25 protein-coding genes and 3 tRNA genes are annotated in these 24,801 nt (G+C 51.3%); 13 read left to right on the top strand and 15 right to left on the bottom strand.

Annotated elements, in window-relative coordinates:
- Positions 1-8 precede the first annotated feature (8 nt).
- Both AB4H76_RS19915 and AB4H76_RS19910 read right to left on the bottom strand, forming a co-directional pair.
- Complete coding sequence (locus tag AB4H76_RS19915) at positions 9-1,370, bottom strand: MFS transporter (protein ID WP_085452769.1); 1,362 nt, start codon at positions 1,368-1,370, stop codon at positions 9-11.
- 216 nt (positions 1,371-1,586) lie between these two features.
- On the bottom strand, positions 1,587-2,501 hold the full coding sequence (locus AB4H76_RS19910; RefSeq protein WP_000091573.1) for a GntR family transcriptional regulator: 915 nt from the start codon (positions 2,499-2,501) through the stop codon (positions 1,587-1,589).
- Between the two features lie 138 nt (positions 2,502-2,639).
- On the opposite strand from AB4H76_RS19910, the gene lgoD reads away from it, so the two are divergent.
- Complete coding sequence (gene lgoD, locus AB4H76_RS19905; RefSeq protein ID WP_000106021.1) at positions 2,640-3,662, top strand: L-galactonate oxidoreductase; 1,023 nt, start codon at positions 2,640-2,642, stop codon at positions 3,660-3,662.
- A 139-nt stretch (positions 3,663-3,801) separates the two neighbouring features.
- Here lgoD and opgB read toward each other — a convergent pair whose 3' ends face one another.
- From opgB to AB4H76_RS19875, 6 genes are all read right to left on the bottom strand, one after another.
- The gene (gene opgB / locus AB4H76_RS19900) at positions 3,802-6,093 is read right to left on the bottom strand and encodes a phosphatidylglycerol--membrane-oligosaccharide glycerophosphotransferase (protein WP_420062615.1); all 2,292 of its coding nucleotides are present in this window, start codon (positions 6,091-6,093) and stop codon (positions 3,802-3,804) included.
- Between the two features lie 253 nt (positions 6,094-6,346).
- Positions 6,347-6,841, bottom strand: coding sequence for a DUF2501 domain-containing protein YjjA (gene yjjA, locus AB4H76_RS19895; protein ID WP_077250657.1), 495 nt, complete (start codon positions 6,839-6,841; stop codon positions 6,347-6,349).
- 48 nt (positions 6,842-6,889) lie between these two features.
- On the bottom strand, positions 6,890-7,627 hold the full coding sequence (dnaC, locus tag AB4H76_RS19890) for a DNA replication protein DnaC (RefSeq protein ID WP_000799911.1): 738 nt from the start codon (positions 7,625-7,627) through the stop codon (positions 6,890-6,892).
- Between the two features lie 2 nt (positions 7,628-7,629).
- Positions 7,630-8,169 (bottom strand): primosomal protein DnaT, encoded by a 540-nt coding sequence (gene dnaT, locus AB4H76_RS19885; protein WP_000098818.1) that lies wholly within the window; start codon positions 8,167-8,169, stop codon positions 7,630-7,632.
- A gap of 106 nt (positions 8,170-8,275) precedes the next feature.
- Positions 8,276-8,749: a threonine/serine exporter gene (locus AB4H76_RS19880; RefSeq protein ID WP_000538176.1), complete on the bottom strand. Its 474-nt coding sequence runs from the start codon at positions 8,747-8,749 to the stop codon at positions 8,276-8,278.
- Entirely contained in the window at positions 8,740-9,510 is a 771-nt protein-coding gene (locus AB4H76_RS19875; RefSeq protein ID WP_001338213.1) for a threonine/serine ThrE exporter family protein, read from the bottom strand. The genes AB4H76_RS19880 and AB4H76_RS19875 overlap by 10 nt, the downstream gene beginning before the upstream one ends.
- 271 nt (positions 9,511-9,781) lie before the next feature.
- Between AB4H76_RS19875 and AB4H76_RS19870 the strand changes: the two genes are divergently transcribed.
- The 3 genes from AB4H76_RS19870 (at position 9,782) to bglJ (ending at position 12,266) form a co-directional block, all read left to right on the top strand.
- A protein-coding gene (locus AB4H76_RS19870) for an IS1-like element IS1A family transposase (RefSeq protein ID WP_103215986.1) occupies positions 9,782-10,479 on the top strand; the annotation gives its coding sequence in 2 pieces (ribosomal slippage) (positions 9,782-10,031 and positions 10,031-10,479; 699 coding nt in all).
- 426 nt (positions 10,480-10,905) lie between these two features.
- Positions 10,906-11,631 carry a helix-turn-helix domain-containing protein gene (locus AB4H76_RS19865; protein ID WP_000936635.1) on the top strand — a complete coding sequence of 242 codons (726 nt, stop codon included), beginning with the start codon at positions 10,906-10,908 and terminating at the stop codon, positions 11,629-11,631.
- A complete protein-coding gene (gene bglJ, locus AB4H76_RS19860) occupies positions 11,589-12,266 on the top strand; it encodes a DNA-binding transcriptional activator BglJ (RefSeq protein WP_001469766.1) in 678 nt (225 codons plus the stop codon). The genes AB4H76_RS19865 and bglJ overlap by 43 nt, the downstream gene beginning before the upstream one ends.
- Positions 12,267-12,303: 37 nt before the next feature.
- Here the strand turns inward: bglJ and fhuF are convergent, their stop codons facing one another.
- Entirely contained in the window at positions 12,304-13,092 is a 789-nt protein-coding gene (gene fhuF, locus AB4H76_RS19855; protein ID WP_077492884.1) for a siderophore-iron reductase FhuF, read from the bottom strand.
- Between the two features lie 140 nt (positions 13,093-13,232).
- Between fhuF and AB4H76_RS19850 the strand changes: the two genes are divergently transcribed.
- The gene (locus AB4H76_RS19850) at positions 13,233-13,469 is read left to right on the top strand and encodes a DUF1435 domain-containing protein (protein ID WP_001350368.1); all 237 of its coding nucleotides are present in this window, start codon (positions 13,233-13,235) and stop codon (positions 13,467-13,469) included.
- A 38-nt stretch (positions 13,470-13,507) separates the two neighbouring features.
- Here the strand turns inward: AB4H76_RS19850 and AB4H76_RS19845 are convergent.
- From AB4H76_RS19845 to rsmC, 4 genes are all read right to left on the bottom strand, one after another.
- Positions 13,508-13,594 (bottom strand) — tRNA-Leu (locus tag AB4H76_RS19845).
- A 34-nt stretch (positions 13,595-13,628) separates the two neighbouring features.
- Positions 13,629-13,715, bottom strand: a tRNA-Leu gene (locus AB4H76_RS19840).
- 28 nt (positions 13,716-13,743) lie between these two features.
- Positions 13,744-13,830: transfer RNA gene (locus AB4H76_RS19835), tRNA-Leu, on the bottom strand.
- A 300-nt stretch (positions 13,831-14,130) separates the two neighbouring features.
- Positions 14,131-15,162 (bottom strand): 16S rRNA (guanine(1207)-N(2))-methyltransferase RsmC, encoded by a 1,032-nt coding sequence (gene rsmC / locus AB4H76_RS19830; protein ID WP_001272337.1) that lies wholly within the window; start codon positions 15,160-15,162, stop codon positions 14,131-14,133.
- A gap of 102 nt (positions 15,163-15,264) precedes the next feature.
- Here rsmC and holD point away from each other — a divergent pair, with 102 nt between their 5' ends.
- The 8 genes from holD (at position 15,265) to AB4H76_RS19790 (ending at position 21,725) form a co-directional block, all read left to right on the top strand.
- Entirely contained in the window at positions 15,265-15,678 is a 414-nt protein-coding gene (holD, locus tag AB4H76_RS19825) for a DNA polymerase III subunit psi (RefSeq protein ID WP_000204021.1), read from the top strand.
- Positions 15,647-16,093 (top strand): ribosomal protein S18-alanine N-acetyltransferase, encoded by a 447-nt coding sequence (gene rimI / locus AB4H76_RS19820; protein WP_001092461.1) that lies wholly within the window; start codon positions 15,647-15,649, stop codon positions 16,091-16,093. The genes holD and rimI overlap by 32 nt, the downstream gene beginning before the upstream one ends.
- 14 nt (positions 16,094-16,107) lie before the next feature.
- Positions 16,108-16,785, top strand: coding sequence for a pyrimidine 5'-nucleotidase (yjjG, locus tag AB4H76_RS19815; RefSeq protein WP_000870700.1), 678 nt, complete (start codon positions 16,108-16,110; stop codon positions 16,783-16,785).
- A 90-nt stretch (positions 16,786-16,875) separates the two neighbouring features.
- Positions 16,876-18,465: a peptide chain release factor 3 gene (gene prfC, locus AB4H76_RS19810; RefSeq protein WP_000175943.1), complete on the top strand. Its 1,590-nt coding sequence runs from the start codon at positions 16,876-16,878 to the stop codon at positions 18,463-18,465.
- Positions 18,466-18,857: 392 nt separating this feature from the next.
- Positions 18,858-19,463, top strand: coding sequence for a molecular chaperone OsmY (osmY, locus tag AB4H76_RS19805; protein WP_001295748.1), 606 nt, complete (start codon positions 18,858-18,860; stop codon positions 19,461-19,463).
- 126 nt (positions 19,464-19,589) lie between these two features.
- Positions 19,590-19,751 carry a DUF1328 domain-containing protein gene (locus tag AB4H76_RS19800; RefSeq protein WP_000490275.1) on the top strand — a complete coding sequence of 54 codons (162 nt, stop codon included), beginning with the start codon at positions 19,590-19,592 and terminating at the stop codon, positions 19,749-19,751.
- A 121-nt stretch (positions 19,752-19,872) separates the two neighbouring features.
- A complete protein-coding gene (locus tag AB4H76_RS19795; RefSeq protein ID WP_001299799.1) occupies positions 19,873-20,946 on the top strand; it encodes a patatin-like phospholipase family protein in 1,074 nt (357 codons plus the stop codon).
- Complete coding sequence (locus AB4H76_RS19790) at positions 20,943-21,725, top strand: metal-dependent hydrolase (RefSeq protein ID WP_000563058.1); 783 nt, start codon at positions 20,943-20,945, stop codon at positions 21,723-21,725. Before AB4H76_RS19795 ends, AB4H76_RS19790 begins: the two co-directional genes overlap by 4 nt.
- Before the next feature lie 516 nt (positions 21,726-22,241).
- Here AB4H76_RS19790 and AB4H76_RS19785 read toward each other — a convergent pair.
- Positions 22,242-23,105 (bottom strand): YjjW family glycine radical enzyme activase, encoded by an 864-nt coding sequence (locus tag AB4H76_RS19785; protein WP_001088378.1) that lies wholly within the window; start codon positions 23,103-23,105, stop codon positions 22,242-22,244.
- A complete protein-coding gene (locus AB4H76_RS19780) occupies positions 23,077-24,627 on the bottom strand; it encodes a YjjI family glycine radical enzyme (RefSeq protein WP_001143237.1) in 1,551 nt (516 codons plus the stop codon). Before AB4H76_RS19780 ends, AB4H76_RS19785 begins: the two co-directional genes overlap by 29 nt.
- Between the last annotated feature and the right edge of the window lie 174 nt (positions 24,628-24,801).

Here is a 24,801-nt window from a genome sequence, read left to right as displayed (position 1 = left end):
TAGGGAGATTAATCTTTCCGTGGGTCGTTGATCGGCTGACGAACCAGGAAGATGTACGCCAGTGCCCCCGCTGCGGTGACGCAACCGCAGATGATTAGTGCCAGACGGAATGAGTGGGTGGTATCAACAATAAAACCAGTAATGATCGGCGCAAAAGAGGCGCAGATGAAGCTGGCAAAGTTCTGGATACTGCCCACCGACGCAGTCATGCGAGAAGCAACTGCGACGTGGATCAAGCCCCAGCAGGATGTTCCGGCAAAGTGAATACAGAACAGTGCCATACCAATCAGCAGAACCGCTGTCATGGATGTTGTCGCTTGCGGTACGACCAGCGTAAAGGCGGCAGAACAGAACATCCCGGCAATAATGCAGATCTTACGGCTTTTAATCGGAGCCATTCCCCCTTTGACCAGCCAGTCAGTAACGTAACCGTTGACCAGCATCCCGGCAGCCCCAAACAGGAAAGGGATAGCCGCCATCAACCCTGTGCTTTTTAAATCCAGGTTATAGGCTGTTTGCAGGTAACCAGGAAGCCAGGCCAGATACAGCCACGCAGTGTAGTTGATGCCACTGAATCCGAGCATCATTCCCCACATTGTGCGGTTACGGAACAAGCTGCGCCATTCGGCAAAACTGAGCGGATCTCGGCGGGCATTGACGCTACCTGCATTGAGATAAGCTTGTTCAACGGCAGTCAGTTCTACGTGCTCGCGGTTGCGATAGAGCATATACCAGCCGATGGCGAGAAAAATCCCCAGTACACCAATGGTAATAAACATCCCGCGCCAGCCCATCACCAGCATCATCGCCGCCAGAATCGGTGGGCTTACGGCAACGCCAATGGTAGAAGCTGCGTTGAAGAAGCCCATCGGGCGTCCGCGCTCTTTGATGTTGAACCAGTCGTTAATGACTTTTACACCGCATGGGTTCATCGGCGCTTCACTAATTCCCATACCGATACGCACCAACACGAACTGCGTAAAGCTGTGCACCATGCCAGACATTGCCTGGAACAGTGACCAGAAGAACATCCCCAGTCCCAACATCAGGCGCGGGCCTTTACGATCCAATAGTGGGCCGCAAGGAAGTTGCGCAATGCCGTAAGCGAGTGAAAACACGGAGAGCAAAGCGCCGATTTCGGTGGCACTTAATCCCAATTCTTCACGAATCGTTAAATTTGCTACCGACAGCGAACTGCGGTCGAGATAATTGATTACCGCCGCAAAAAATAATAACAACATGGCGGTGGTTTGAATGCGTTTAATTCGGGTACTGCGTTGAACTAATCCATCTGGTGGCACGGGAATATCTGCCGACGAAGATGGAGTAAATGAAGAACGCGGATCGAGGGTGATATTTTCTTTTTCCACGCCGGACTCCTGTATTTATAATTTTAATTGTTTACGTAATTGTGCATTACGCAAGGTTGACATTAACGGCAGGTTAAAGTTTTAGGACTTTACTACCGCTCACAAAAAAACATTTTTAGTCGACTGATTGTGAGCATAGGTAAGCGGGAATTTTCCGGTATTTATCTTTTGATAAAACCGTGCACCCGCTAATAGTTTGCTGTTTTTAATCCGTACTTAATGAGCATAACGCATGTTCTCATTAATGGATCGAATCATTGATTGTTTAGCTGAATTCAAATGGTTACGGAGCGCAAGGGTGGCATCAAGGTCACTGCGGCAAATCAGAGCGCTGAGAATGGTCATATGCTCATCGACGGCAATGATATTGCGCTGTTTAAGATCGCTTTCGTCCCATTGATAGTGAAAATGAAAGATGACTGATATGATCTCAAGCGATTGTTCAAAAAAGATATTGTCGGCAGCTGAAAGCAGTAAGGAGTGAAAATCTCTGTCAAGTTGCGAGAACATGCGAAAGCTATTGCCGATGTTGTCACGCAGTAGCCTGTGACGTTCGAGCATGGTTTTCGCCTGCAGCCAGCGGGGATCATGATCAGGCAGGTTGAGAAAGTGCTGAAGTGAATGTGTTTCGAGCATTTCGCGTAGCTCAAACAGCTGCTCGGCGTAGGATTGATCGAATTGCTTCATGCTCCACTGGCCGCGCTTTTCGCTTTGAATAAGATTATAACGGCCGAATTTTAAAAGATATTCTCTTACAACCACCGGGCTGACACCCGCGGCCCGAGCCAGTTGCAGTTCAGAAAAAGTTTCCCCTGGGCGTAACTGGCGCTGGTTTATCATCGTGAAAAAAGCCTGCTCAAACACTTTGTTTTGTTCACTCATTGAAGCGGTAGTACAGGCGAAACCGTCATCATGGTCAGGTTTACGCGCAATAACATAGTCGTTTCCAACCTGCGTTAAGACGCCGCATTCGCGTAAGTGGCTGAGAATATGACGCACTGTAGTGCGGCTGATGTTGTACATTTCCGCCAGCGCACTTTGCGATGGAAGTGGGGAAGGGATATGACCCCGCGCCATATCATCAATGACCTGGTTAATCACATTGTGGCGTAAATTTTGTGAACGACTCATATTTTCCTCCTTGTGAGTCCATTAAAACCCGATTTAAAACATTTTTATGCGCGTGTTTTCACAAAACAGATTTTCCGTTCCGCTGCCATTTTTCATTTTCATTGATATCTAAGGCAACAAAAAATGGAGAGCCGAATCATGTCTACGATGAATGTTTTAATTTGCCAGCAGCCGAAAGAATTAGTCTGGAAACAACGCGAGATTCCTATTCCGGGTGACAATGAAGCATTAATAAAAATTAAGTCTGTCGGGATTTGCGGTACCGATATTCATGCCTGGGGTGGAAATCAACCATTTTTTAATTATCCACGGGTTTTAGGCCATGAAATATGTGGGGAGGTTGTTGGGCTGGGTAAAAATATTGCTGATCTTAAAAATGGTCAGCAAGTTGCTGTGATCCCTTATGTTGCCTGTCAGCAATGCCCGGCGTGTAAAAGCGGGCGTACCAATTGCTGTGAAAAAATTTCAGTCATTGGCGTGCATCAGGATGGCGGTTTTAGTGAGTATTTGAGCGTGCCGGTGGCGAACATTTTGCCCGCAGACGGTATTGACCCGCAGGCGGCCGCATTGATTGAACCTTTCGCTATTAGCGCTCATGCGGTGCGTCGCGCAGCCATTGCTCCCGGCGAGCAGGTGCTGGTGGTCGGAGCGGGGCCAATCGGTCTGGGCGCGGCGGCAATCGCTAAAGCCGATGGCGCACAGGTGGTGGTGGCGGATACCAGTCCGGCGCGCCGTGAACATGTGGCAACGCGTCTGGAGTTGCCCGTGCTGGACCCGTCAGCCGAAGATTTTGACGCGCAGCTGCGGGCGCAGTTTGGTGGTTCGCTGGCGCAGAAAGTGATCGACGCGACAGGTAATCAACATGCGATGAATAACACCGTGAATCTGATTCGTCACGGCGGCACGGTGGTATTTGTCGGCCTGTTTAAAGGTGAGTTGCAGTTCTCCGATCCGGAATTCCATAAAAAAGAAACGACGATGATGGGCAGCCGCAACGCCACGCCGGAAGATTTCGCTAAAGTCGGTCGACTTATGGCGGAAGGGAAAATCACTGCCGACATGATGTTAACCCATCGCTATCCGTTCGCCACGCTGGCAGAAACCTACGAGCGCGATGTGATTAACAATCGTGAGTTAATTAAAGGCGTAATTACTTTCTGATAAGGCGAGATTATTAAAGTTGCCATGCAGCGTCCGGGGAAGTGTTGGGCGCTGTTTTTTTTCTGTTTCTCAATGATGTTTTGTAGGCCGGAGAAGGTGTGTAGGTCGCACCTTATGCGACCTACACATCAGTCAGAAATTACCCTTCACGTTCCACAACTTTAATTTCCACCATGCCGATCCCGAGCTTACGCGGCGAGTGTCCGAGGATATTCCCTTCGTTGGTTGAGACAGGTTCCGGCGGCACAATTACCAGTGTGTCGGCATCGGTTGGGTTATCGAAATGCAGTGTGGTGGTGGTCACTTCATTGCCCAGCACAAGAGTTTGTTCTTCATTGCCTACGCGTACCGGAATAGGACGGCTGGCGTTATTGCCGTATGCTTTGGCGGTAATCACCAGGTCAAATTTCTTCGGCAGCGGATGCTTGTACTCGATTTTTACTTCATCGCCCAGCTGAGCGTTGGACCAGCGGCCCCACGACTCTGGACGGGAAATCCCGCTAAACTGTTTCACCTCTTCTGGCGCACCTGCGACGTTAAAGATGAAACTGTCGGCTTTGTAGCGAATATCGTTATCAACAATCTTCAGCGTATCGACATTGCCTTTGTAACGCGCCATGTCGATGACCGTATCTTTAAATGCCGTTTTGCCCTGCCATGTTGTTTTGTCAACATGCTGAACAATTTGCTGACCGCCAAGCTGCCCTTGCGAGACACACCAGTCGGTGGAGAGTGCCAGTTCCGGAGCCCAGAGTTGTGCCATCTTATAGCAACGGTCAACCCAGACGAAATTGTCGCGTGGAGCGAAATCGGCCAGCTGGAAACGCAGCGGTGCTGAGTATTCGCTTTCCGGCAGCGGTTCCACGCGTTTGTCTGAAACCCGCAACAGCAGCGGCAAACGGAAATGGCTACCCGAGAAGGCAATCATGTTTTTCTGCTGGTCGATGGTGAACTCTTTCATCTCTTTAGGGAATTTCCACAGGCGGATGATATCCGGCTTCCACGCCAATGTTTTCTCTTTGATATTGAGAAAGATTTCCGACATCGACTGCCCGGATAAACTGCTACGACCAAGTCCGAGATAGTTATCGCCACCGAGAATGTCCAGCACCGTCGCGCCGTTATCCATCGTGTTACGCTTCACTGCCAGCGTCTCTTGCTGCGGCTTGTCGCCACGAATGACAAAAAACAGGTTATTGCGATCCTGCTTATTGAGGTATTTCCACGCCGTGTTGTTCATCGCTAAATGGTCAGAAGAGACGACGATGACAGTATCTTTAAACCACGGTGACGCTTTGATTTTGTTGATAAACGTCGCGATATTCTCCTGGCTGCAACTTACCGCGCTGAATGACTGATTCGGCTTACCGTCAAAATCATATTTTTTGCGGTTACAGGTGCGAGAGATAAAACCATCCGGGTGATGGGTATCGACTGTCAGGGTAAACAGTGAGAATCGCTGACCTGAGCGGGAAAGCTCTTCAAACTTTTTCCACGCTTCATCGAGAACGGTATCGTCGTAGAATCCCCAGTCGTTGCGATAGTGCGGGTCGGCTACCACGCTTTTCAGCTCTTCTGAGCCGTATAAGTGGTCGAAGCCATGCGACTTCAGGAACACATCTTTACCGGCAAAACGCAGATTCGCGCCCTGCACGAAATAGTTCTGATAACCCGAGTTTTTCAGGATATCGCCCAGACAGATGTTCTGCGGGAAGAAGCTGGAGACAGAGGCGGAGGCGTTGCCTTCAAAGGGGGCAAACAGCGGTATGCCGCACTGAGAAGCCACCATGCCCGCAATCGTGTAATCCGTTCCTGGCAGCTGCTGCGTGTGGCTGAAATCCAGGCCTTCATTTTTCAACGCGCCCAGTTCAGGCGTGAGATCCGGGAAAGCTTCGTTATCAAAATAGGTCCGCTCGAGACTTTCGCCGTAGATATAAACCAGGTTGAGTTTCGGGTCAGGGATAGTTATCGACGGCTCTTTATAATAAGCCGCAAAGTCCGGGTCGCCATCGCGTGACTGGGATTTCACCAGTTCCGTTATCTGACGAAATGCCGGGCTGGCGTCCACCGAACCCAGCGCCAGTAAGAGCGCCAGCAGGCTGTAACCAAAATGGTGCGGATGATGGCGACGACGGCGCAGGATCCAGCCCAGCGCACCGAACACCGCTGTCAGCCCCAGCACAATGCCGATACCCGGCAGGATGTATTTGCTGACGCCAGCACCGGTCAGGCTGTTGGTTAAGGTATAGAGAACCGCGTCGTTAATACCAGCGCCAGTAAAATAGTCGCTGGCAAACAGGGTGATATTTAAAACGACAAATAGCCCCAGCACCGTTAATGTGGCTGCAAACCACCAGGTGTTACGTCCCGCTTTCCATGCGTAAATCAGCACAGAGGCGAGAAAAAGGGCGAAAGAGAGTAGTTCTGACAACGGGCGATCCTCACTAAACCGGGCCGTTTAGCCAACGTTTAAGCTTTTTGAGAAGCACAATGTAATGGCGTCGCCATATTGCTGCAATTCTAGTGTCAAAAAAATGCGATGTTGTTAGGAATTAGTTTATAAACAGACTTTTTTGATCGCGGTCGCTTCCCGTGTAACAGGGGGAAAACCGTCCAGGAGCAGGGAAAAGGACAGGAGAGAGCCGCGTCAGCCGGGTAACAGCTAAAACGCGGCGTTTCGCGGTTCAGGAAATGAAGTTCAGCCCCTGCTTTAACACCAGATCGCAGGCTTTGGTTTTCACCTTTTCTGCCAGCGGAGTCGTTCCGATGTTATCCAGATTGAGTTGCTGACCATCTTTGGTTTTCAGCAAACCCTGAATGCCATCCAGATAGTTGGTGTCTTCTTTTTGTTCTTCACTGTTCAGGCCCAGCTTTTCCAGCACCTGGTTCTTGATGTTTTCGGCATCGGTTACCGACGCCAGCTTTTGCTTCGCGCAGTATTGCAGAATGCCTACGGCGTTGTTCATGTTATCTGCGCTTAAGGCCTGGTTCCCGCTGCTAAGCAAGTTAGTTAATGACGCGAGCGACCAACCGCCTTCCTGTGTCGTGCTGTTTTGGTTGCCAAGTTCGCTGGCGGCGCTGGAGAGCGCATCTTTCCAGGACGCAGCATGCACCCCGGTGGAAATTAATGCGCTGGCGGCAATGGCACAGCACAGAAGATGTTTAACAGTTTTCATCATCATTACTCAAGGTGGAATTGTGTCGCAGTATACCGTCAGAAACGGGGATTAATACTCTTTACCTGTTACCCGGCTACGGTAGCTATCCCAGTTGAAGATCACCCACAAACTGTTACCCAGGCGCATACGGTCCATCACGCGTTCGCCCAGCAACTTGGTCATCTCTTCCATATTACTGTTGGTCAGCATCCCGGTTGGGCGTTTGGAAGAAGAGCGGCGATCGACGATCTGGTTGATGATCACTTTTTCGTATTTCGATTCGGTCTGCACGCCGATCTCATCGATCACCAGCAGATCAACGTTGCTCAGATCGTTAAGCAGTTGTTCTTCGCTGGTACCGCTATTCCTGAAGGTATCTTTCATCGCCGACATAATATCGGCCACGGTGATGATCAATACGGATTTACCGCGTAGCAGCAGCTCGTTGCAGATTGCCGCCGCCAGATGGTTTTTGCCGGTTCCTGGCTTACCAGAAAAGATGAAGCTGGCGATGTTGCCGTCAAACTCTTCGACATACTGGCGCGCTTTGCTTAACGCATTCATCTGCCCTTCACACTCAACGCGATAGTTCTCAAAGGAGCAGTTCTGATGCAGTGGACGAATACCGGAGCGGTTAAAGGTGCGCTGCATTTTCATCGCCCGATTTTCACGTTCGAGAGCGGCGGAGCGGATCGCCCCTTGTTCTTTCTGCCAGGCCAGTAGCTCTTCACCCGTTTTGAATGCAGGTTTGATATGGGCAGGCATCATTTTTTGCAGGCGTTGCATCAGGTCGCCAACGTTTTTCATCGTTACCCTCTGAATCCTGGTGGAATTTGACTGTCAGGTTCGCTGACCGTATTCACATCTCGTTTCGGCAGTCCGCCGTTGCTGGCACGACCGATTTGCAGGCTGCGCGCCAGTTTTTGTTGCCACTGCACATGGTGAAAGACTTTACCTTCCGCCTGCCAGTAGGCAATGAATGAGGCCAGTTCTTCGGTGGTCACCGGCTCTCTTAGCGCCACGCCCCATAGCGCCGCCAGGCGGATAAAGTCGGCATCGGGTTGCCAGTCCGGATACATGGCGAATTTCCCCATGGGTACAGCAACGGGAGCGGCTTGCGGTTCCTGATAGAGTTGATCGTCCAGAGCGACATCGCTTCCCGGACGCGCCAGCTTTTCTTCCAGCGCCAGCAGTTCAGCCAGGCGTGCAGGCGTGACGGCATAAAACGCCGGGGCATTGTTAGCAAATACGGCAACCACACCGCCTTCAGCTTTTGCCAGAACGGTTTGGTGATCGTGTACCAGGGCGTCAATACCAACGACGTCCGGGGTCAAAACTCTGGAAGACATACTGTTTCTCAAATATGGAACGATGAACGAGAAGGGAGATAACTTTTATAGTAACACACGGAGGAGAGGAGGCTGTCTCTCATCCGTGTGCTTAAGCGAGGCAATTTTATACGCGAGGGCGCTTGCGGTACAACCATAATCCAGGAATGGAAAGACCGATGGATAACGCACCAACAATCGATGAAGCTGTAAGAAAGTTGGTTAACAGGGTAATCATCAACGGTTCGCTGTAACCTAACTGGCTGATTTTTACCGCCGAAATCATTGCGGTATAAGCCGATATGCCCGGGAACATAGGGATAACGGCCGCCACGGTAAACACTTTCGGATGCGCCAGATACCAGCGCGACCATTGAATACCAATGGTGCCGACCAGCATAGAAGCCATAAAAGTTGACCACTCAATATTCAGCCCGCTGGTCATTAAGATCATTCGGGAACCATGACCAATCGCGCCAAGCAGCGCACACCAGCGTAACGCCCGAACGGGAACGTTGAACACCATCGCAAAGCCGACCGCTGGAATGGCGGCGAGGATCATATCCTGCGCCAATGCAAACAGAAACTCGATCACACCCATCCGCGTAGCCCCCAAATCGTCAGTGCCATCACCACGCCGACGCAGGTAGCCAGTGTCAGCAGACTGGCGATCGCCCAGCGTGCCAGTCCGGTATTGATGTGGCCTTTAAACATATCGGCGACGGCATTAATCAACGGAAAGCCCGGCACCAGCAGCAGAACGCTGGCGGCCATCGCAATGGTGGGGGTATTGCTGAAAGTGGGGAGTTGCAAAAGCAATCCGGAAATGGTGGTGGCGGCGAAAGCGGTAAGGCAAAAGTTGATCTGTGGATGAAGATGACGTTGTGCCAGCAGCTGGCGGATATACATCGCGGTCGTACTGGCAAAGAAGGTGATGACGGCACCATCCCAGCCACCGTTATTGAGTTTACAGAAACAGGCGCAAGAAAGGCCAACCATTAAGGCTACCAGCCATCTTGGGTAACGTAATGGCTGAATTTGGCTAAATCGTTTCTCTACGCCTTTGTAATCCAGCAGATGGTGCTCCGCCAGAATCACAATGTGCTGGACTTCAGTCACCACATGCATATTAATGCCGCGATCGTGATTTTTACGTGTCGATGTCAGGCATTGCCCATCTTTAATGGTTGTCAGCACTATGGCGTTCGAAGAGATAGAACTTTCGACGCTGTCCATTCCCAGCGCCCGACCCAGTCGTGAGGAAAGCTCATCAACCAACGCGCTTTCCGCACCATGTTGCAAAAGAAATAATCCACACTGGATACAAAGCCGTGTTACGGCTCGCTGTTGCTCAGTTTGCATAACTCGCCCTTTGTCATAGACGTGCTGCGTATTGTTCAGATAATGAGAATCCATTTGTATCATGAAGCACGCTTGTTTTGCGGTAGGTTAAGATCAAAATTGCGCTGATTAATCCTGGTTATCGGGAGAAGCTCGGTGATAAAAAGCGAATTATCTCTCGCCGCAAACAAACTATCACATGAATATTATCATCATAATGAATTTATTGTTTGGCCTGGTGATGCTGCCAACTTACTGATTTAGTGTATGATGGTGTTTTTGAGGTGCTCCAGTGGCTTCTGTTTCTATCAGCTGTCCCTCCTGTTCAGCTACTGACGGAGTGGTGCGTAACGGCAAAAGCACCGCCGGACATCAGCGCTATCTCTGCTCTCACTGCCGTAAAACATGGCAACTGCAGTTCACTTACACCGCTTCTCAACCCGGTACGCACCAGAAAATCATTGATATGGCCATGAATGGCGTTGGATGCCGGGCAACCGCCCGCATTATGGGCGTTGGCCTCAACACGATTTTACGTCACTTAAAAAACTCAGGCCGCAGTCGGTAACCTCGCGCATACAGCCGGGCAGTGACGTCATCGTCTGCGCGGAAATGGACGAACAGTGGGGATACGTCGGGGCTAAATCGCGCCAGCGCTGGCTGTTTTACGCGTATGACAGGCTCCGGAAGACGGTTGTTGCGCACGTATTCGGTGAACGCACTATGGCGACGCTGGGGCGTCTTATGAGCCTGCTGTCACCCTTTGACGTGGTGATATGGATGACGGATGGCTGGCCGCTGTATGAATCCCGCCTGAAGGGAAAGCTGCACGTAATCAGCAAGCGATATACGCAGCGAATTGAGCGGCATAACCTGAATCTGAGGCAGCACCTGGCACGGCTGGGACGGAAGTCGCTGTCGTTTTCAAAATCGGTGGAGCTGCATGACAAAGTCATCGGGCATTATCTGAACATAAAACACTATCAATAAGTTGGAGTCATTACCGTTTGGCCTTTACGAATCAGGATAATAGATAACCGGGCACGTTTTTTAATGTTAACAAGTTAAAACCATCAGATTTCATTGAATAAATATTGGTTGTGTGATTTTTCATTCTGCGGGAAGGGATATCATTTAATTATAAATTAAATGAATGTGATTTCTGTTTTTCATTAAGTATTCCTAACAACTTAATGTAGATATTTTAAATGTCTCCAGGCTATTTCACCAGGTTATCATTTGATGCTAACCTTCTGACACATGCAGTGGAGTTGTTGTGCAGCAGGAGTATGCTGATATGAAAGTGAATGCTAAGGATAATTTATTCGCTTAATCTATTAATTTGCTGGAAACATTTAAGGAATGAATATCCTGAATAAACCATCATAATTTTTAGACAGTGGATGTGGAGGAAATATGTTGCCAGGATGCTGCAAAAATGGAATTGTTATCAGTAAAATACCTGTTATGCAAGCAGGGTTAAAAGAGGTCATGAGGACTCACTTCCCTGAATATGAAATAATATCCAGCGCCTCTGCGGAGGACCTTACCTTATTACAATTACGTCGTTCCGGATTAGTCATTGCTGATTTAGCCGGTGAAAGTGAAGATCCACGTTCTGTTTGTGAACATTATTATTCTTTAATCTCACAATATCGGGAAATTCACTGGGTTTTCATGGTGTCACGTTCCTGGTATTCCCAGGCAGTAGAATTGCTCATGTGCCCTACGGCGACGTTATTGTCTGATGTTGAACCCATTGAGAATCTGGTCAAGACCGTACGTTCCGGCAATACGCACGCAGAGCGTATCAGCGCCATGCTGACCTCTCCGGCAATGACTGAAACTCATGATTTTAGCTATCGCTCCGTCATTCTCACTCTTTCAGAGCGCAAGGTACTGCGGCTATTAGGTAAAGGATGGGGCATCAACCAGATAGCTTCATTGCTTAAGAAAAGTAATAAAACTATCAGCGCCCAAAAAAACAGTGCGATGCGTCGACTGGCAATTCACAGCAACGCTGAAATGTATGCATGGATAAATAGCGCGCAGGGTGCAAGAGAACTTAACTTGCCTTCTGTTTATGGAGATGCCGCAGAATGGAACACAGCCGAATTAAGAAGAGAAATGTCGCACTCATAGAAAAATGCGTCATGAGTAGTATCGGTATTGAGAGTTTATTCAGAAAGTTTGCGGGTAACCCTTATAAGCTCCATACCTATACCAGTCAGGAGTCATTTCAGGATGCCATGACGCGGATCTCGTTTGCGGCGGTCATTTTTTCTTTTTCTGCCATGAGAAGTGAGCGCAGAGAGGGATTATCTTGCCTGACTGAACTGGCGATTAAGTTTCCGCGTACCCGGCGTTTAGTTATTGCGGATGATGATATTGAAGCTCGGCTGATTGGTTCATTGTCGCCATCACCGCTGGACGGTGTATTAAGTAAAGCGTCAACGCTGGAGATTTTTCATCAGGAACTCTTTTTGTCATTAAATGGTGTACGTCAGGCGACCGACCGACTGAACAATCAGTGGTACATTAACCAAAGCCGGACGCTAAGCCCGACGGAGAGAGAAATATTGCGCTTTATGTCGCGTGGCTACTCAATGACACAAATTGCCGAGCAGCTTAAACGCAATATCAAAACGATCCGTGCACATAAATTTAATGTGATGTCGAAACTGGGCGTAAGTTCTGACGCAGGGTTGTTGGAGGCCGCAGATATTCTGTTATGTATGCGGCATTGCGAAGCAAGTAATGTGTTGCATCCCTATTAATCCGCATGATGCCGGGTTTACTTCCCCGGCAGTGCTTTCATTTCAGCGTACAATCGCCACATTGCTGCACATCCGGTAACCGATAACGCTGGCAGCAAGTGCGGCGCACCAGCAGGCCGTCGCGCAGCACCACGGTACGCCAGAGTGGATTATCTTCACCGGTCGTGAGCGTTTTCTCAAAAAAGAGGGCATGGCGCAGCGATTCAACCGTCGCCTCGCCGAGCAGCTGCTTCATCTCAGTGAGATACCAGTTGATCAAATAACCGGTATTACTCCAGATAAGTTTGCCGTTGATCTCTCCCGTCGCTTCTAGTGCCTGCACAACCGGAACCAGCGCCTGGCTGATTAACGTTTCCATTCGCTGCTGCGGCGAATGTGGTGTTGCGTTTTTATCTTCACACACATCGACCCAGAAACAGGCGGCACGGCCGGTTTCGTGAAACTCAGCATGGAAATGTTCCGGCGACACATCTAATGCTTTTTCCTGCGTCAGCAGCGCCAGCATTAATGGTGGCACCATCAGGCCGATATACCATTGCGCCCATAGTGAGATCAGCGGCTTGTTCTCGCGGATCATCGTTGGTTGGTTGCGATAGATATGATCGGAATAGACCGCGAGTAGAGAACTTAGCGCATTCGGTGATGACCATTGCGCCAGCGTCATGGCGTTAAGCGGAGCGGGGTCATCCAGGCGGATAAACTCCAGCAAATGTTCACGATGTTCGGCGATCGTCGCACGTACGGCTTGTGCAAGCCCAGCATCCTGTGGCTGGAGATGCGTTCGCCAGATGATATCTTCATAGAGCGGTGCGGAACGATAGGCCATAATCGGGATAGTAATCTAAATGATAATGATTGCTAATCCTAGCGATAGGTTTACCCGATAGCAAGGGGTTTCTCTGGCTTGCAAATGATAAAAATTATCATATGATATTTGTTATCATTATCAATGAAAGAGATGAAACCATGTTGCAACGTACGCTGGGCAGTGGCTGGGGAGTGTTGCTGCCGGGATTGCTGATTGCAGGGCTGATGTATGCGGATTTATCGCCAGATCAATGGCGGATTGTCATTCTGATGGGATTAGTATTGACGCCGGTGATGCTGTATCACAAACAGTTACGGCATTACGTTTTGCTACCATCGTGCCTGGCGCTTATTGCTGGCATCATGCTGATGATAATGAATTTGAATCAGGGATGAAAAATCAAGGAAGAAACAAGAAAGGAAGTAAAGATAATTGGTGCGAGGGGGGGGACTTGAACCCCCACGTCCGTAAGGACACTAACACCTGAAGCTAGCGCGTCTACCAATTCCGCCACCTTCGCACAGTCATCTTACTTTTTTTGATATCGCCTCGTTTGGTGCGAGGGGGGGGACTTGAACCCCCACGTCCGTAAGAACACTAACACCTGAAGCTAGCGCGTCTACCAATTCCGCCACCTTCGCCCAGTGCGAGCAATATCAACGTGGTTTTTGGTGCGAGGGGGGGGACTTGAACCCCCACGTCCGTAAGGACACTAACACCTGAAGCTAGCGCGTCTACCAATTCCGCCACCTTCGCATACCATCAATTCTTAAAAAGAATTGCTACCACGGAGGCGCATTCTAGTGGTTTTCAGCTTTTCGTCAATAGTTAATTATCGCCGGAGGTGTAATTGCTGGAAAAATGTCCATCAGGAAACTAACGTGCAGGTTTTGTAGGTCGGATAAGGCGTTCACGCCGCATCCGACACGGTATTTGGGTGCAGATGCCAGATGCGTCGCGGGCGCGTCTTATCTGGCCTACGAAGGGCTAACGTGCAGGTTTTGTAGGTTGTATAAGGCGAGCACGCCGCATCCGACAAGGCTTGCGGCGGGATACTTAACCTTTCTTCGCCTGGCGGGTCATAATGGCGCGATACACCTTGAAACGCCCGGTTTGCGCAATCACTTCATGGAAGCCAAATGTCTCATCCAGCACGTCCGGATAAGGCAGGAAGGCGTTCGCTACAATTCGCAGCTCGCCGCCGCTATTAAGATGACGCACCGCGCCGCGAATCAGCGTTTGCGCCGCATCCAGGCTGGTTTGCATCCCATCGTGGAACGGCGGGTTGGAGATGATCATATCAAAACGACCTTTCACCTCGGAAAAGACGTTGCTGGCAAAGACTTCACCTTCAACACCGTTGGCCGCAAGCGTCGCACGGCTGGCTTCTACCGCCGGGGCAGAGACATCGCACAAGGTGAGACGAATTTTCGGTGAATGGCGCGCAAAGGCAACTGAAAGCACCCCCGCGCCACAGCCGACATCCAGCACTTTACCTTTCGTGTGCGGAGTTAACGTCGAGAGCAGCAACTGGCTACCGACATCCAGACCGTCGCGGCTAAACACGCCCGGCAGCGTTTTGATCGTCAGGCCATCGACGCTGTATTCGCCCCAGAATTTATCCGCATCAAATACTGGCTGTTTTTCCAGACGACCAAAATAGAGGCCACAGCGACGAGCGCTGTCGACTTTATTCAACGGCGCATAATCTGCCAGCATCTGCTCGGCGCTGCGCACGCCGCTGCGGTTCTCGCCAACGACAAAAATATCCGTCCCCACCGGCAGCAGAGAAAGTAAATTCATCAACTGGAACTGGGCTTCCGGTTTGTTCTTCGGCCAGTAGTAAATCAGCGTATCGCAATCTGCGACATCATTCGCCGTGGCGACCAGACTAAAACGGGCGTTATCCCCCATCTGGCGGCTTAACACCTGCCAGTGGTGGAATTGCTGGGTATGAGCACGGCTGGCCGCGGTATCTAAACGCGCGGGCAGGTCATCCTGTAAGTCTCCGGCAAACAGAATACGGCTTTGTTCGAAATCATCACTGTGACGCAGCAAGACTTCACTTGCCGGGGTAAATGCAGACATGGAATGCTCCTCAATTGATACTGGCGGCGATTATAGCCATATGTTGGCGCGGTATCGACGAATTTGCTATATTTGCGCCCCTGACAACAGGAGCGATTCGCTATGACATCCCGACGAGACTGGCAGTTACAACAACTGGGCATTACCCAGTGGTCGCTGCGTCGCCCTGGCGCGTTGCAGGGGGAGATTGCCATTGCGATCCCGGCACACGTCCGTCTGGTGATGGTGGCAAACGATCTTCCCGCCCTGACTGATCCTTTAGTGAGCGATGTTCTGCGCGCATTAACCGTCAGTCCCGATCAAGTGCTGCAACTGACGCCAGAAAAAATCGCGATGCTGCCGCAAGGCAGTCGCTGCAACAGCTGGCGGTTGGGTACTGACGAACCGCTATCATTGGAAGGCGCTCAGGTGGCATCACCGGCGCTCACCGAATTACGGGCAAACCCAACGGCACGCACCGCGTTATGGCAACAAATTTGCACATATGAACACGATTTCTTCCCTCGAAACGACTGATTTACCAGCGGCTTACCACATTGAACAACGCGCCCACGCCTTTCCGTGGAGTGAAAAAACCTTTGCCAGCAACCAGGGCGAGCGTTATCTCAACTTTCAGTTAACGCAAAACGGCAAAATGGCGGCGTTTGCGATTACGCAAGTGGTGCTGGATGAAGCTACATTGTTCAATATTGCGGTCGATCCTGACTATCAGCGTCAGGGATTGGGAAGGGCGCTGCTGGAACATCTGATCGACGAACTGGAAAAACGCGGCGTGGCGACGCTCTGGCTGGAAGTCCGTGCCTCAAACGCTGCCGCCATTGCCCTGTACGAAAGTTTAGGCTTTAACGAGGCGACGATTCGCCGCAATTACTACCCCACCACGGACGGTCGCGAAGACGCCATCATCATGGCGTTGCCAATCAGTATGTAAGACAAGGTGGAATAATGAAGTGGGACTGGATTTTCTTTGATGCCGATGAAACGCTGTTTACCTTTGACTCATTCACCGGCCTGCAGCGGATGTTTCTTGATTACAGCGTCACCTTTACCGCTGAAGATTTTCAGGACTATCAGGCCGTTAACAAGCCACTGTGGGTGGATTATCAAAACGGCGCGATCACTTCATTACAGCTTCAGCACGGGCGTTTCGAGAGCTGGGCCGAACGGCTGAAAGTTGAAGCAGGCTTGCTTAACGATGCCTTTATTAATGCGATGGCGGAAATCTGCACGCCGCTGCCGGGCGCGGTTTCTCTGCTTAACGCCATTCGTGGCAACGCCAAAATCGGCATCATCACCAACGGCTTTAGCGCCTTGCAGCAAGTGCGTCTGGAACGCACGGGTTTGCGTGATTATTTCGATTTGCTGGTGATTTCCGAAGAAGTTGGCGTTGCCAAACCGAATAAGAAAATTTTCGATTATGCGCTGGAACAGGCGGGCAATCCTGACCGTTCACGCGTGCTGATGGTTGGCGACACTGCCGAGTCCGATATTCTCGGTGGCATCAACGCCGGGCTTGCGACCTGCTGGCTGAATGCGCACCATCGCGAGCAACCAGAAGGCATCGCGCCCACCTGGACCGTTTCTTCGTTGCACGAACTGGAGCAGCTCCTGTGTAAACACTGATTGCCTCCCCCCCGTTGATGGGTAAAATAGCCGCAATTTTTCGTTTTCAACAAGCGCGGCGCGATGCCGCTTACTCAAGAAGAAAGAATTATGACGTTGTCTCCTTATTTGCAAGAGGTGGCGAAGCGCCGCACTTTTGCCATTATTTCTCACCCGGACGCCGGTAAGACTACCATCACCGAGAAGGTGCTGCTGTTCGGACAGGCCATTCAGACCGCCGGTACAGTAAAAGGCCGTGGTTCCAACCAGCACGCTAAGTCGGACTGGATGGAGATGGAAAAGCAGCGTGGGATCTCCATTACTACGTCTGTGATGCAGTTTCCGTATCACGATTGCCTGGTTAACCTGCTCGACACCCCGGGGCACGAAGACTTCTCGGAAGATACCTATCGTACCCTGACGGCGGTGGACTGCTGCCTGATGGTTATCGACGCCGCAAAAGGTGTTGAAGATCGTACCCGTAAGCTGATGGAAGTTACCCGTCTGCGCGACACGCCGATCCTCACCTTTATGAACAAACTTGACCGTGATATCCGCGACCCGATGGAACTGCTCGATGAAGTTGAGAACGAGCTGAAAATCGGCTGCGCACCGATCACCTGGCCGATTGGCTGCGGCAAGCTGTTTAAAGGCGTTTACCACCTTTATAAAGATGAAACCTATCTCTATCAGAGCGGTAAAGGCCACACCATTCAGGAAGTCCGCATTGTTAAAGGGCTGAATAACCCGGATCTCGATGCTGCGGTTGGTGAAGATCTGGCACAGCAGCTGCGTGACGAACTGGAACTGGTTAAAGGCGCGTCTAACGAGTTCGACAAAGAGCTGTTCCTTGCGGGCGAAATCACCCCGGTATTCTTCGGTACTGCGCTGGGTAACTTCGGTGTCGATCATATGCTGGATGGCCTGGTGGAGTGGGCACCTGCGCCGATGCCGCGTCAGACTGATACCCGTACCGTAGAAGCGAGCGAAGACAAATTTACCGGCTTCGTATTTAAAATTCAGGCCAACATGGACCCGAAACACCGCGACCGCGTGGCGTTTATGCGCGTGGTATCCGGTAAATATGAAAAAGGCATGAAGCTGCGCCAGGTGCGCACCGCGAAAGACGTGGTGATCTCTGACGCGCTGACCTTTATGGCGGGTGACCGTTCGCACGTTGAAGAAGCGTATCCTGGCGATATCCTCGGCCTGCACAACCACGGCACCATTCAGATCGGCGACACCTTTACCCAGGGTGAGATGATGAAGTTCACCGGTATTCCGAACTTCGCACCAGAACTGTTCCGTCGTATCCGCCTGAAAGATCCGCTGAAGCAAAAACAGCTACTCAAAGGGCTGGTACAGCTTTCCGAAGAGGGCGCGGTGCAGGTGTTCCGTCCAATCTCCAACAACGATCTGATCGTTGGTGCGGTTGGTGTGCTGCAGTTTGATGTGGTGGTATCGCGCCTGAAGAGCGAATACAACGTTGAAGCAGTATATGAATCAGTCAACGTTGCCACCGCCCGCTGGGTAGAATGTGCAGACGCGAAGAAATTCGAAGAGTTCAAGCGTAAGAACGAAAGCCAACTGGCGCTTGATGGCGGCGATAACCTCGCTTACATCGCTACCAGCATGGTCAACCTGCGCCTGGCGCAGGAACGTTATCCGGACGTTCAGTTCCACCAGACCCGCGAGCATTAATTCTTGCCTCCAGGGCGCGGTAGCCGCTGCGCCCTGTCAATTTCCCTTCCTTATTAGCCGCTTACGGAATGTTCTTAAAACATTCACTTTTGCTTATGTTTTCGCTGATATCCCGAGCGGTTTCAAAATTGTGATCTATATTTAACAAAGTAATGACATTTCTGACGGCGTTAAATACCGTTCAATGCGTAGATATCAGTATCTAAAGCCGTCGATTGTCATTCTACCGATATTAATAACTGATTCAGAGGCTGTAATGGTCGTTATTCATCACCCATCGCTTTTGTGATGGCGACCATTGACTTCTGTAGAGGGTGAAGTCTCTCCCTATTCAGCAATGCAACCTCGTGTTGCCAGGCTCAAATTACGAGCAAACATACAGGAATAAATCGATGACTATGACAAGACTGAAGATTTCGAAAACTCTGCTGGCTGTAATGTTGACCTCTGCCGTCGCGACCGGCTCTGCCTACGCGGAAAACAACGCACAGACTACCAATGAAAGCGCAGGGCAAAAAGTCGATAGCTCTATGAATAAAGTCGGTAATTTCATGGATGACAGCGCCATCACCGCGAAAGTGAAGGCGGCGCTGGTGGATCATGACAACATCAAGAGCACCGATATCTCTGTCAAAACCGATCAAAAAGTCGTGACCCTGAGCGGTTTCGTTGAAAGCCAGGCTCAGGCCGAAGAGGCAGTGAAAGTGGCGAAAGGCGTTGAAGGGGTGACCTCTGTCAGCGACAAACTGCACGTTCGCGACGCTAAAGAAGGCTCTGTGAAGGGCTACGCGGGTGACACCGCCACCACCAGTGAAATCAAAGCCAAACTGCTGGCGGACGATATCGTCCCTTCCCGTCATGTGAAAGTTGAAACCACCGACGGCGTGGTTCAGCTCTCCGGTACCGTCGATTCCCAGGCACAGAGCGACCGTGCTGAAAGTATCGCCAAAGCGGTAGATGGTGTGAAAAGCGTTAAAAATGATCTGAAAACTAAGTAATTCGTCGTAATTCGTCCTCCCGAACTTTGTCGGGAGGCGCGATGTGCACCACACTAAAAATATCGCATTGAGTGATTTTCACGCTCATATCAAGCGGTGACATTAACTATGGTAAAGGAGACGCTTATGTTTCGTTGGGGCATCATATTTCTGGTTATCGCGTTAATCGCCGCCGCACTTGGGTTTGGTGGTCTGGCCGGTACCGCTGCAGGCGCAGCTAAAATTGTCTTTGTCGTCGGGATTATTCTGTTCCTGGTGAGTTTGTTCATGGGCCGAAAACGACCCTAGATTTCAGACCATTAAGAAAATTTTATCCAAAGCCAGTCCAGCGGACTGGCTTTTGCGGTTTTAGCGAATAATAAATTGCGTTACTTTGTCATTCTTTCACAACAAAAACAGGAAGGCAGAGGTGGGGCAGCGAATACCTGTAACGCTTGGTAATATTGCGCCGTTGTCGCTAAGGCCGTTCCAGCCTGGACGAATAGCTCTGGTGTGCGAAGGCGGCGGACAGCGTGGAATTTTCACGGCTGGCGTGCTGGATGAGTTTATGCGCGCGCAGTTTAATCCTTTCGATCTTTATCTCGGCACATCTGCCGGGGCGCAGAACCTCTCGGCGTTTATCTGCAATCAGCCCGGTTACGCGCGCAAAGTCATCATGCGCTATACCACAAAACGCGAATTTTTCGATCCATTGCGCTTTGTCCGTGGAGGAAATCTTATCGATCTCGACTGGCTGGTGGAGGCCACCGCAAGCCAGATGCCGTTGCAAATGGATACCGCCGCGCGGTTGTTTGACAGCGGCAAATCGTTTTATATGTGCGCCTGTCGTCAGGATGACTACGCGCCTAATTACTTTTTACCAACCAAACAAAACTGGCTGGATGTGATTCGCGCCTCCAGTGCGATACCTGGCTTTTATCGTAGCGGAGTGTCGCTGGAAGGCATTAACTACCTGGATGGCGGGATCAGTGATGCGATTCCGGTTAAAGAGGCGGCAAGGCAGGGCGCTAAAACGTTGGTCGTCATCCGCACTGTGCCGTCACAAATGTACTACACGCCGCAGTGGTTCAAACGCATGGAACGCTGGCTGGGTGACAGTAGCCTGCAGCCGCTGGTCAATCTGGTGCAGCATCATGAAACCAGCTATCGTGACATTCAGCAATTTATTGAGAAACCACCGGGCAAGCTGCGGATATTCGAAATTTATCCACCGAAACCATTACATAGTATCGCGCTTGGCAGTCGGATTCCGGCGCTGCGTGAAGACTATAAACTTGGGCGTTTATGCGGTCGTTATTTCCTCGCCACGGTTGGCAAGCTATTAACTGAAAAAGCGCCGCTTACCCGCCATCTGGTGCCAGTGGTGACGCCGGAATCGATCGTTATTCCGCCTGCGCCAGTCGCCAACGATACGCTGGTTGCCGAAGTGAGCGATGCTCCGCAGGCGAACGACCCGACATTTAACAATGAGGATCTGGCTTGATTTGCCGTTTTATCGATACCCACTGCCATTTTGATTTCCCGCCGTTTAGTGGCGATGAAGAGGCCAGCCTGCAACGCGCGGCACAAGCGGGCGTAGGCAAGATCATTGTTCCGGCGACAGAGGCGGAAAATTTTGCCCGCGTGCAGGCGTTAGCGGAAAAATATCAACCGCTGTATGCCGCATTGGGGTTGCATCCGGGGATGTTGGAAAAACATAGCGATGTGTCTCTTGATCAGCTACAGCAGGCGCTGGAAAGGCGTCCGGCGAAGGTGGTGGCGGTGGGGGAGATCGGTCTGGATCTCTTCGGCGACGATCCGCAATTTGAGAGGCAGCAGTGGTTACTCGACGAACAGCTGAAACTGGCGAAACGCTACGATCTGCCGGTGATCCTTCATTCCCGGCGTACACACGACAAACTGGCGATGCATCTTAAACGTCACGATTTACCGTGCACTGGCGTGGTTCACGGTTTTTCCGGCAGCCTGCAACAGGCCGAGCGGTTTGTACAGCTGGGCTACAAAATCGGCGTAGGCGGTACTATCACCTATCCACGCGCCAGTAAAACCCGCGATGTCATCGCAAAATTACCGCTGGCATCGTTGTTGCTGGAAACCGACGCGCCGGATATGCCGCTCAACGGCTTTCAGGGGCAGCCTAACCGACCGGAACAGGCTGTGCGGGTGTTTGACGTGCTTTGCGAGTTGCGCCCGGAACCAGAAGATGAGATTGCCGAAGTGTTGCTTAATAATACGTATGCGTTGTTTAGCGTTAGTGGGTAGTTTACCCTTCGTAGGCAGCATCCGGCAGTCGGCGCATAATGCCTGATGCGACGCTTGTCGCGTCTTATCATGCCTACAGGTTTGTGCCGAACCGTAGGCCGGATAAGGCGTTCACGCCGCATCCGGCAGTTGGCGCACAATGCCTGATGCGACGCTTGACGCGTCTTATCATGCCTACAAGTCTGTGCCGAACCGTAGGCCGGATAAGGCGTTTACGCCGCATCCGGCAGTTGGCGCACAATGCCTGATGCGACGCTTGTCGCGTCTTATCATGCCTACAAGTCTGTGCCGAACCGTAGGCCGGATAAGGCGTTCACGCCGCATCCGGCAGTCGGCGCATAATGCCTGATGCGACGCTTGTCGCGTCTTATCAGGCCTACAGGTTTGTGCCGAACCGTAGGCCGGATAAGGCGTTCACGCCGCATCCGGCAGTTGGCGCACAATGCCTGATGCGACGCTGGACGCGTCTTATCATGCCTACAAGTCTGTGCCGAACCGTAGGCCGTATCCGGCATGTCACAAATAGAGCGCCGGAAATATCAACCGGCTCACCCCGCGCACCTTTAACGCATCAGCCAACGGCTCAACGTCTTCCGGCGTGGCGCTCGCCCAGCTTTGCGCCTCGCCATACACGCCGTGGGCATGAAACGCGTTCAGGCGTACCGGAACATCGCCAAGTCCCTTGATAAACACCGCCAGTTCTTCGATGTGTTGCAAATAATCCACCTGGCCAGGGATTACCAGCAAACGCAGTTCCGCCAGCTTACCGCGCTCTGCCAGCAAACAGATGCTGCGCTTAATCTGCTGATTATCGCGTCCGGTTAATTGTTGATGACATTCGCTCCCCCACGCTTTGAGATCGAGCATTGCGCCGTCACACACCGGGAGTAATTTTTCCCAGCCGGTTTCGCTCAACATACCGTTACTGTCCACGAGGCAGGTGAGGTGGCGCAGTTGCGGATCGTTTTTGATGGCTGTAAACAGCGCCACCACAAACGGCAGCTGGGTCGTGGCTTCGCCGCCGCTTACCGTTATCCCTTCGATAAACAGCACCGCTTTGCGGATATGGCTAAGCACCTCATCCACGCTCATGGATTGCGCCATTGGCGTGGCATGTTGCGGACACATCTTCAGGCAGGTATCACACTGCTCGCAGACCACAGCGTTCCACAGCACTTTGCCGTCAACAATCTGCAACGCCTGATGCGGACACTGTGGCACGCACTCTCCGCAATCATTGCAGCGTCCCATCGTCCACGGATTGTGACAGTTTTTGCAGCGCAGATTGCAGCCCTGCAAAAACAGAGCCAGACGACTGCCTGGCCCGTCAACGCAGGAGAAGGGGATAATCTTACTGACTAAAGCGCATCTGCTGTTCATGGCTTATCACGCGCGGCTGGCGTTCCAGAATACGAGTGTTGCGTGCGGCTTCTTCGCCCAGCCAGGTGGTGTTGGTGCGTGAACCTTCGGCGCGATATTTTTCTAAATCCGACAAACGCACCATATAACCGGTAACGCGAACCAGATCGTTACCGCTGACATTGGCGGTAAATTCACGCATTCCGGCTTTAAAGGCACCGAGGCAAAGCTGTACCAGTGCCTGCGGGTTACGTTTGATGGTTTCGTCGAGGGTCAGAATGTCGCTGATGCCGGAATAATAATAAGCATGATGCGGGGCGACAGTTTGCAGATGGGTGATCGGATCTGGCTCATCGCCATACGGCAAACGCGCGCCCGGCGTGGTGCCGATATCGGAACTGATCCCCGACTGTGCGTGTAACATGGCGCGTTTTTGCCAGCCATATTTCACGGGGGTATTGGCGACAAACTCCGCCAGTTGCGCGCTGATGCGATAACCCACTTCATTTGCGGCGGCTTCTTTACCGTAGCGCGCGGCAATCCCTTCTTTCTCACACAGCAAGTTAACCGCTTCCGCCAGCCCATACATGCCAAACATTGGCACAAAACGTTCAGGGTTAATCAGCCCTTCTTTCACCAGGAAGCTATTCTCAAAGAAGTGTGATTGTTGATAGAGGAATTCACACCGCGCATCGATGATGGCGATCTGCTGCTGGCAGTAGTGCGGTAGAGTGCGCGTAAAGAAGTCATCCAGCGATTCGCTGCGCTCGGCAATGGCTTTCAGGTTAAGGCGTACCAGCGTGCTGCCACCACCCGCCAGCGGCAGTGAGTTGTAACAGCTCACAATCCCGTAGCCCCCTTTTGTGAAAATTTTATCATGCACCGGACCGTTGGCGATGTGCGGTTTGCTACATTCACAGATGTTCTTCGCCACTTCCAGCAGCAGGTCATCAGGGGTGATTTCTGGATCGTAGATAAAGGTCAGGTTCGGTGAAACCTGCTTCAACTCTGCATCTGCACGTAATATCGCACGGGTGATGGGCGAATCAGACGGGCCGATATTGGCGTGCATAAAGGCGTCTGGCAGGGTTCTGTCGAGGTAACGCCAGAAACGTTTTATTCGAATATCGATCTCGTCTTGTGTTAGAATTCTAACATACGGTTGCAACAACGCATCCAGTTGCCCCAGGTAGACCGGCATCGATGTGACCGACGGTACGTGGTGGTAAAGAATGGTCAGCAGAGAGAGTGCGTCATCAAGATCTTTCGCGCCTTCCAGCTCCAGCCATTCGGAACCGTTCGCCAGAAAACGGGCGTAATCGGGTAAGACATAGCGCGGTTTGTACGGCGCATGACCTTCAAACATATCGCAGATTACACCCTCATCCAGCGCGCGGCGGGCCTCGGCAGGCAGCTGCGGATAAGGCAGATTGTTTTCTGCTTCCAGTGCCAGAAAATGGCGCTTCTGCTCCGGGCTAAGCACTGGGCTGGTGACAATTTGCTGGCAACGTTGTTGCAGTGCATTTTCATGAGAAGTGGGCATCTTCTTTTCCTTTTATGCCGAAGGTGATGCGCCATTGTAAGAAGTTTCGTGATGTTCACTTTGATCCTGATGCGTTTGCCACCACTGACGCATTCATTTGAAAGTGAATTATTTGAACCAGATCGCATTACAGTGATGCAAACTTGTAAGTAGATTTCCTTAATTGTGATGTAT

Origin of the sequence: Escherichia sp. UTM R2 (assembly GCF_048593455.1) — a bacterium.
GTDB lineage: Bacteria > Pseudomonadota > Gammaproteobacteria > Enterobacterales > Enterobacteriaceae > Escherichia > Escherichia coli.
This window is presented reverse-complemented; position numbering and strand designations above follow the sequence as displayed.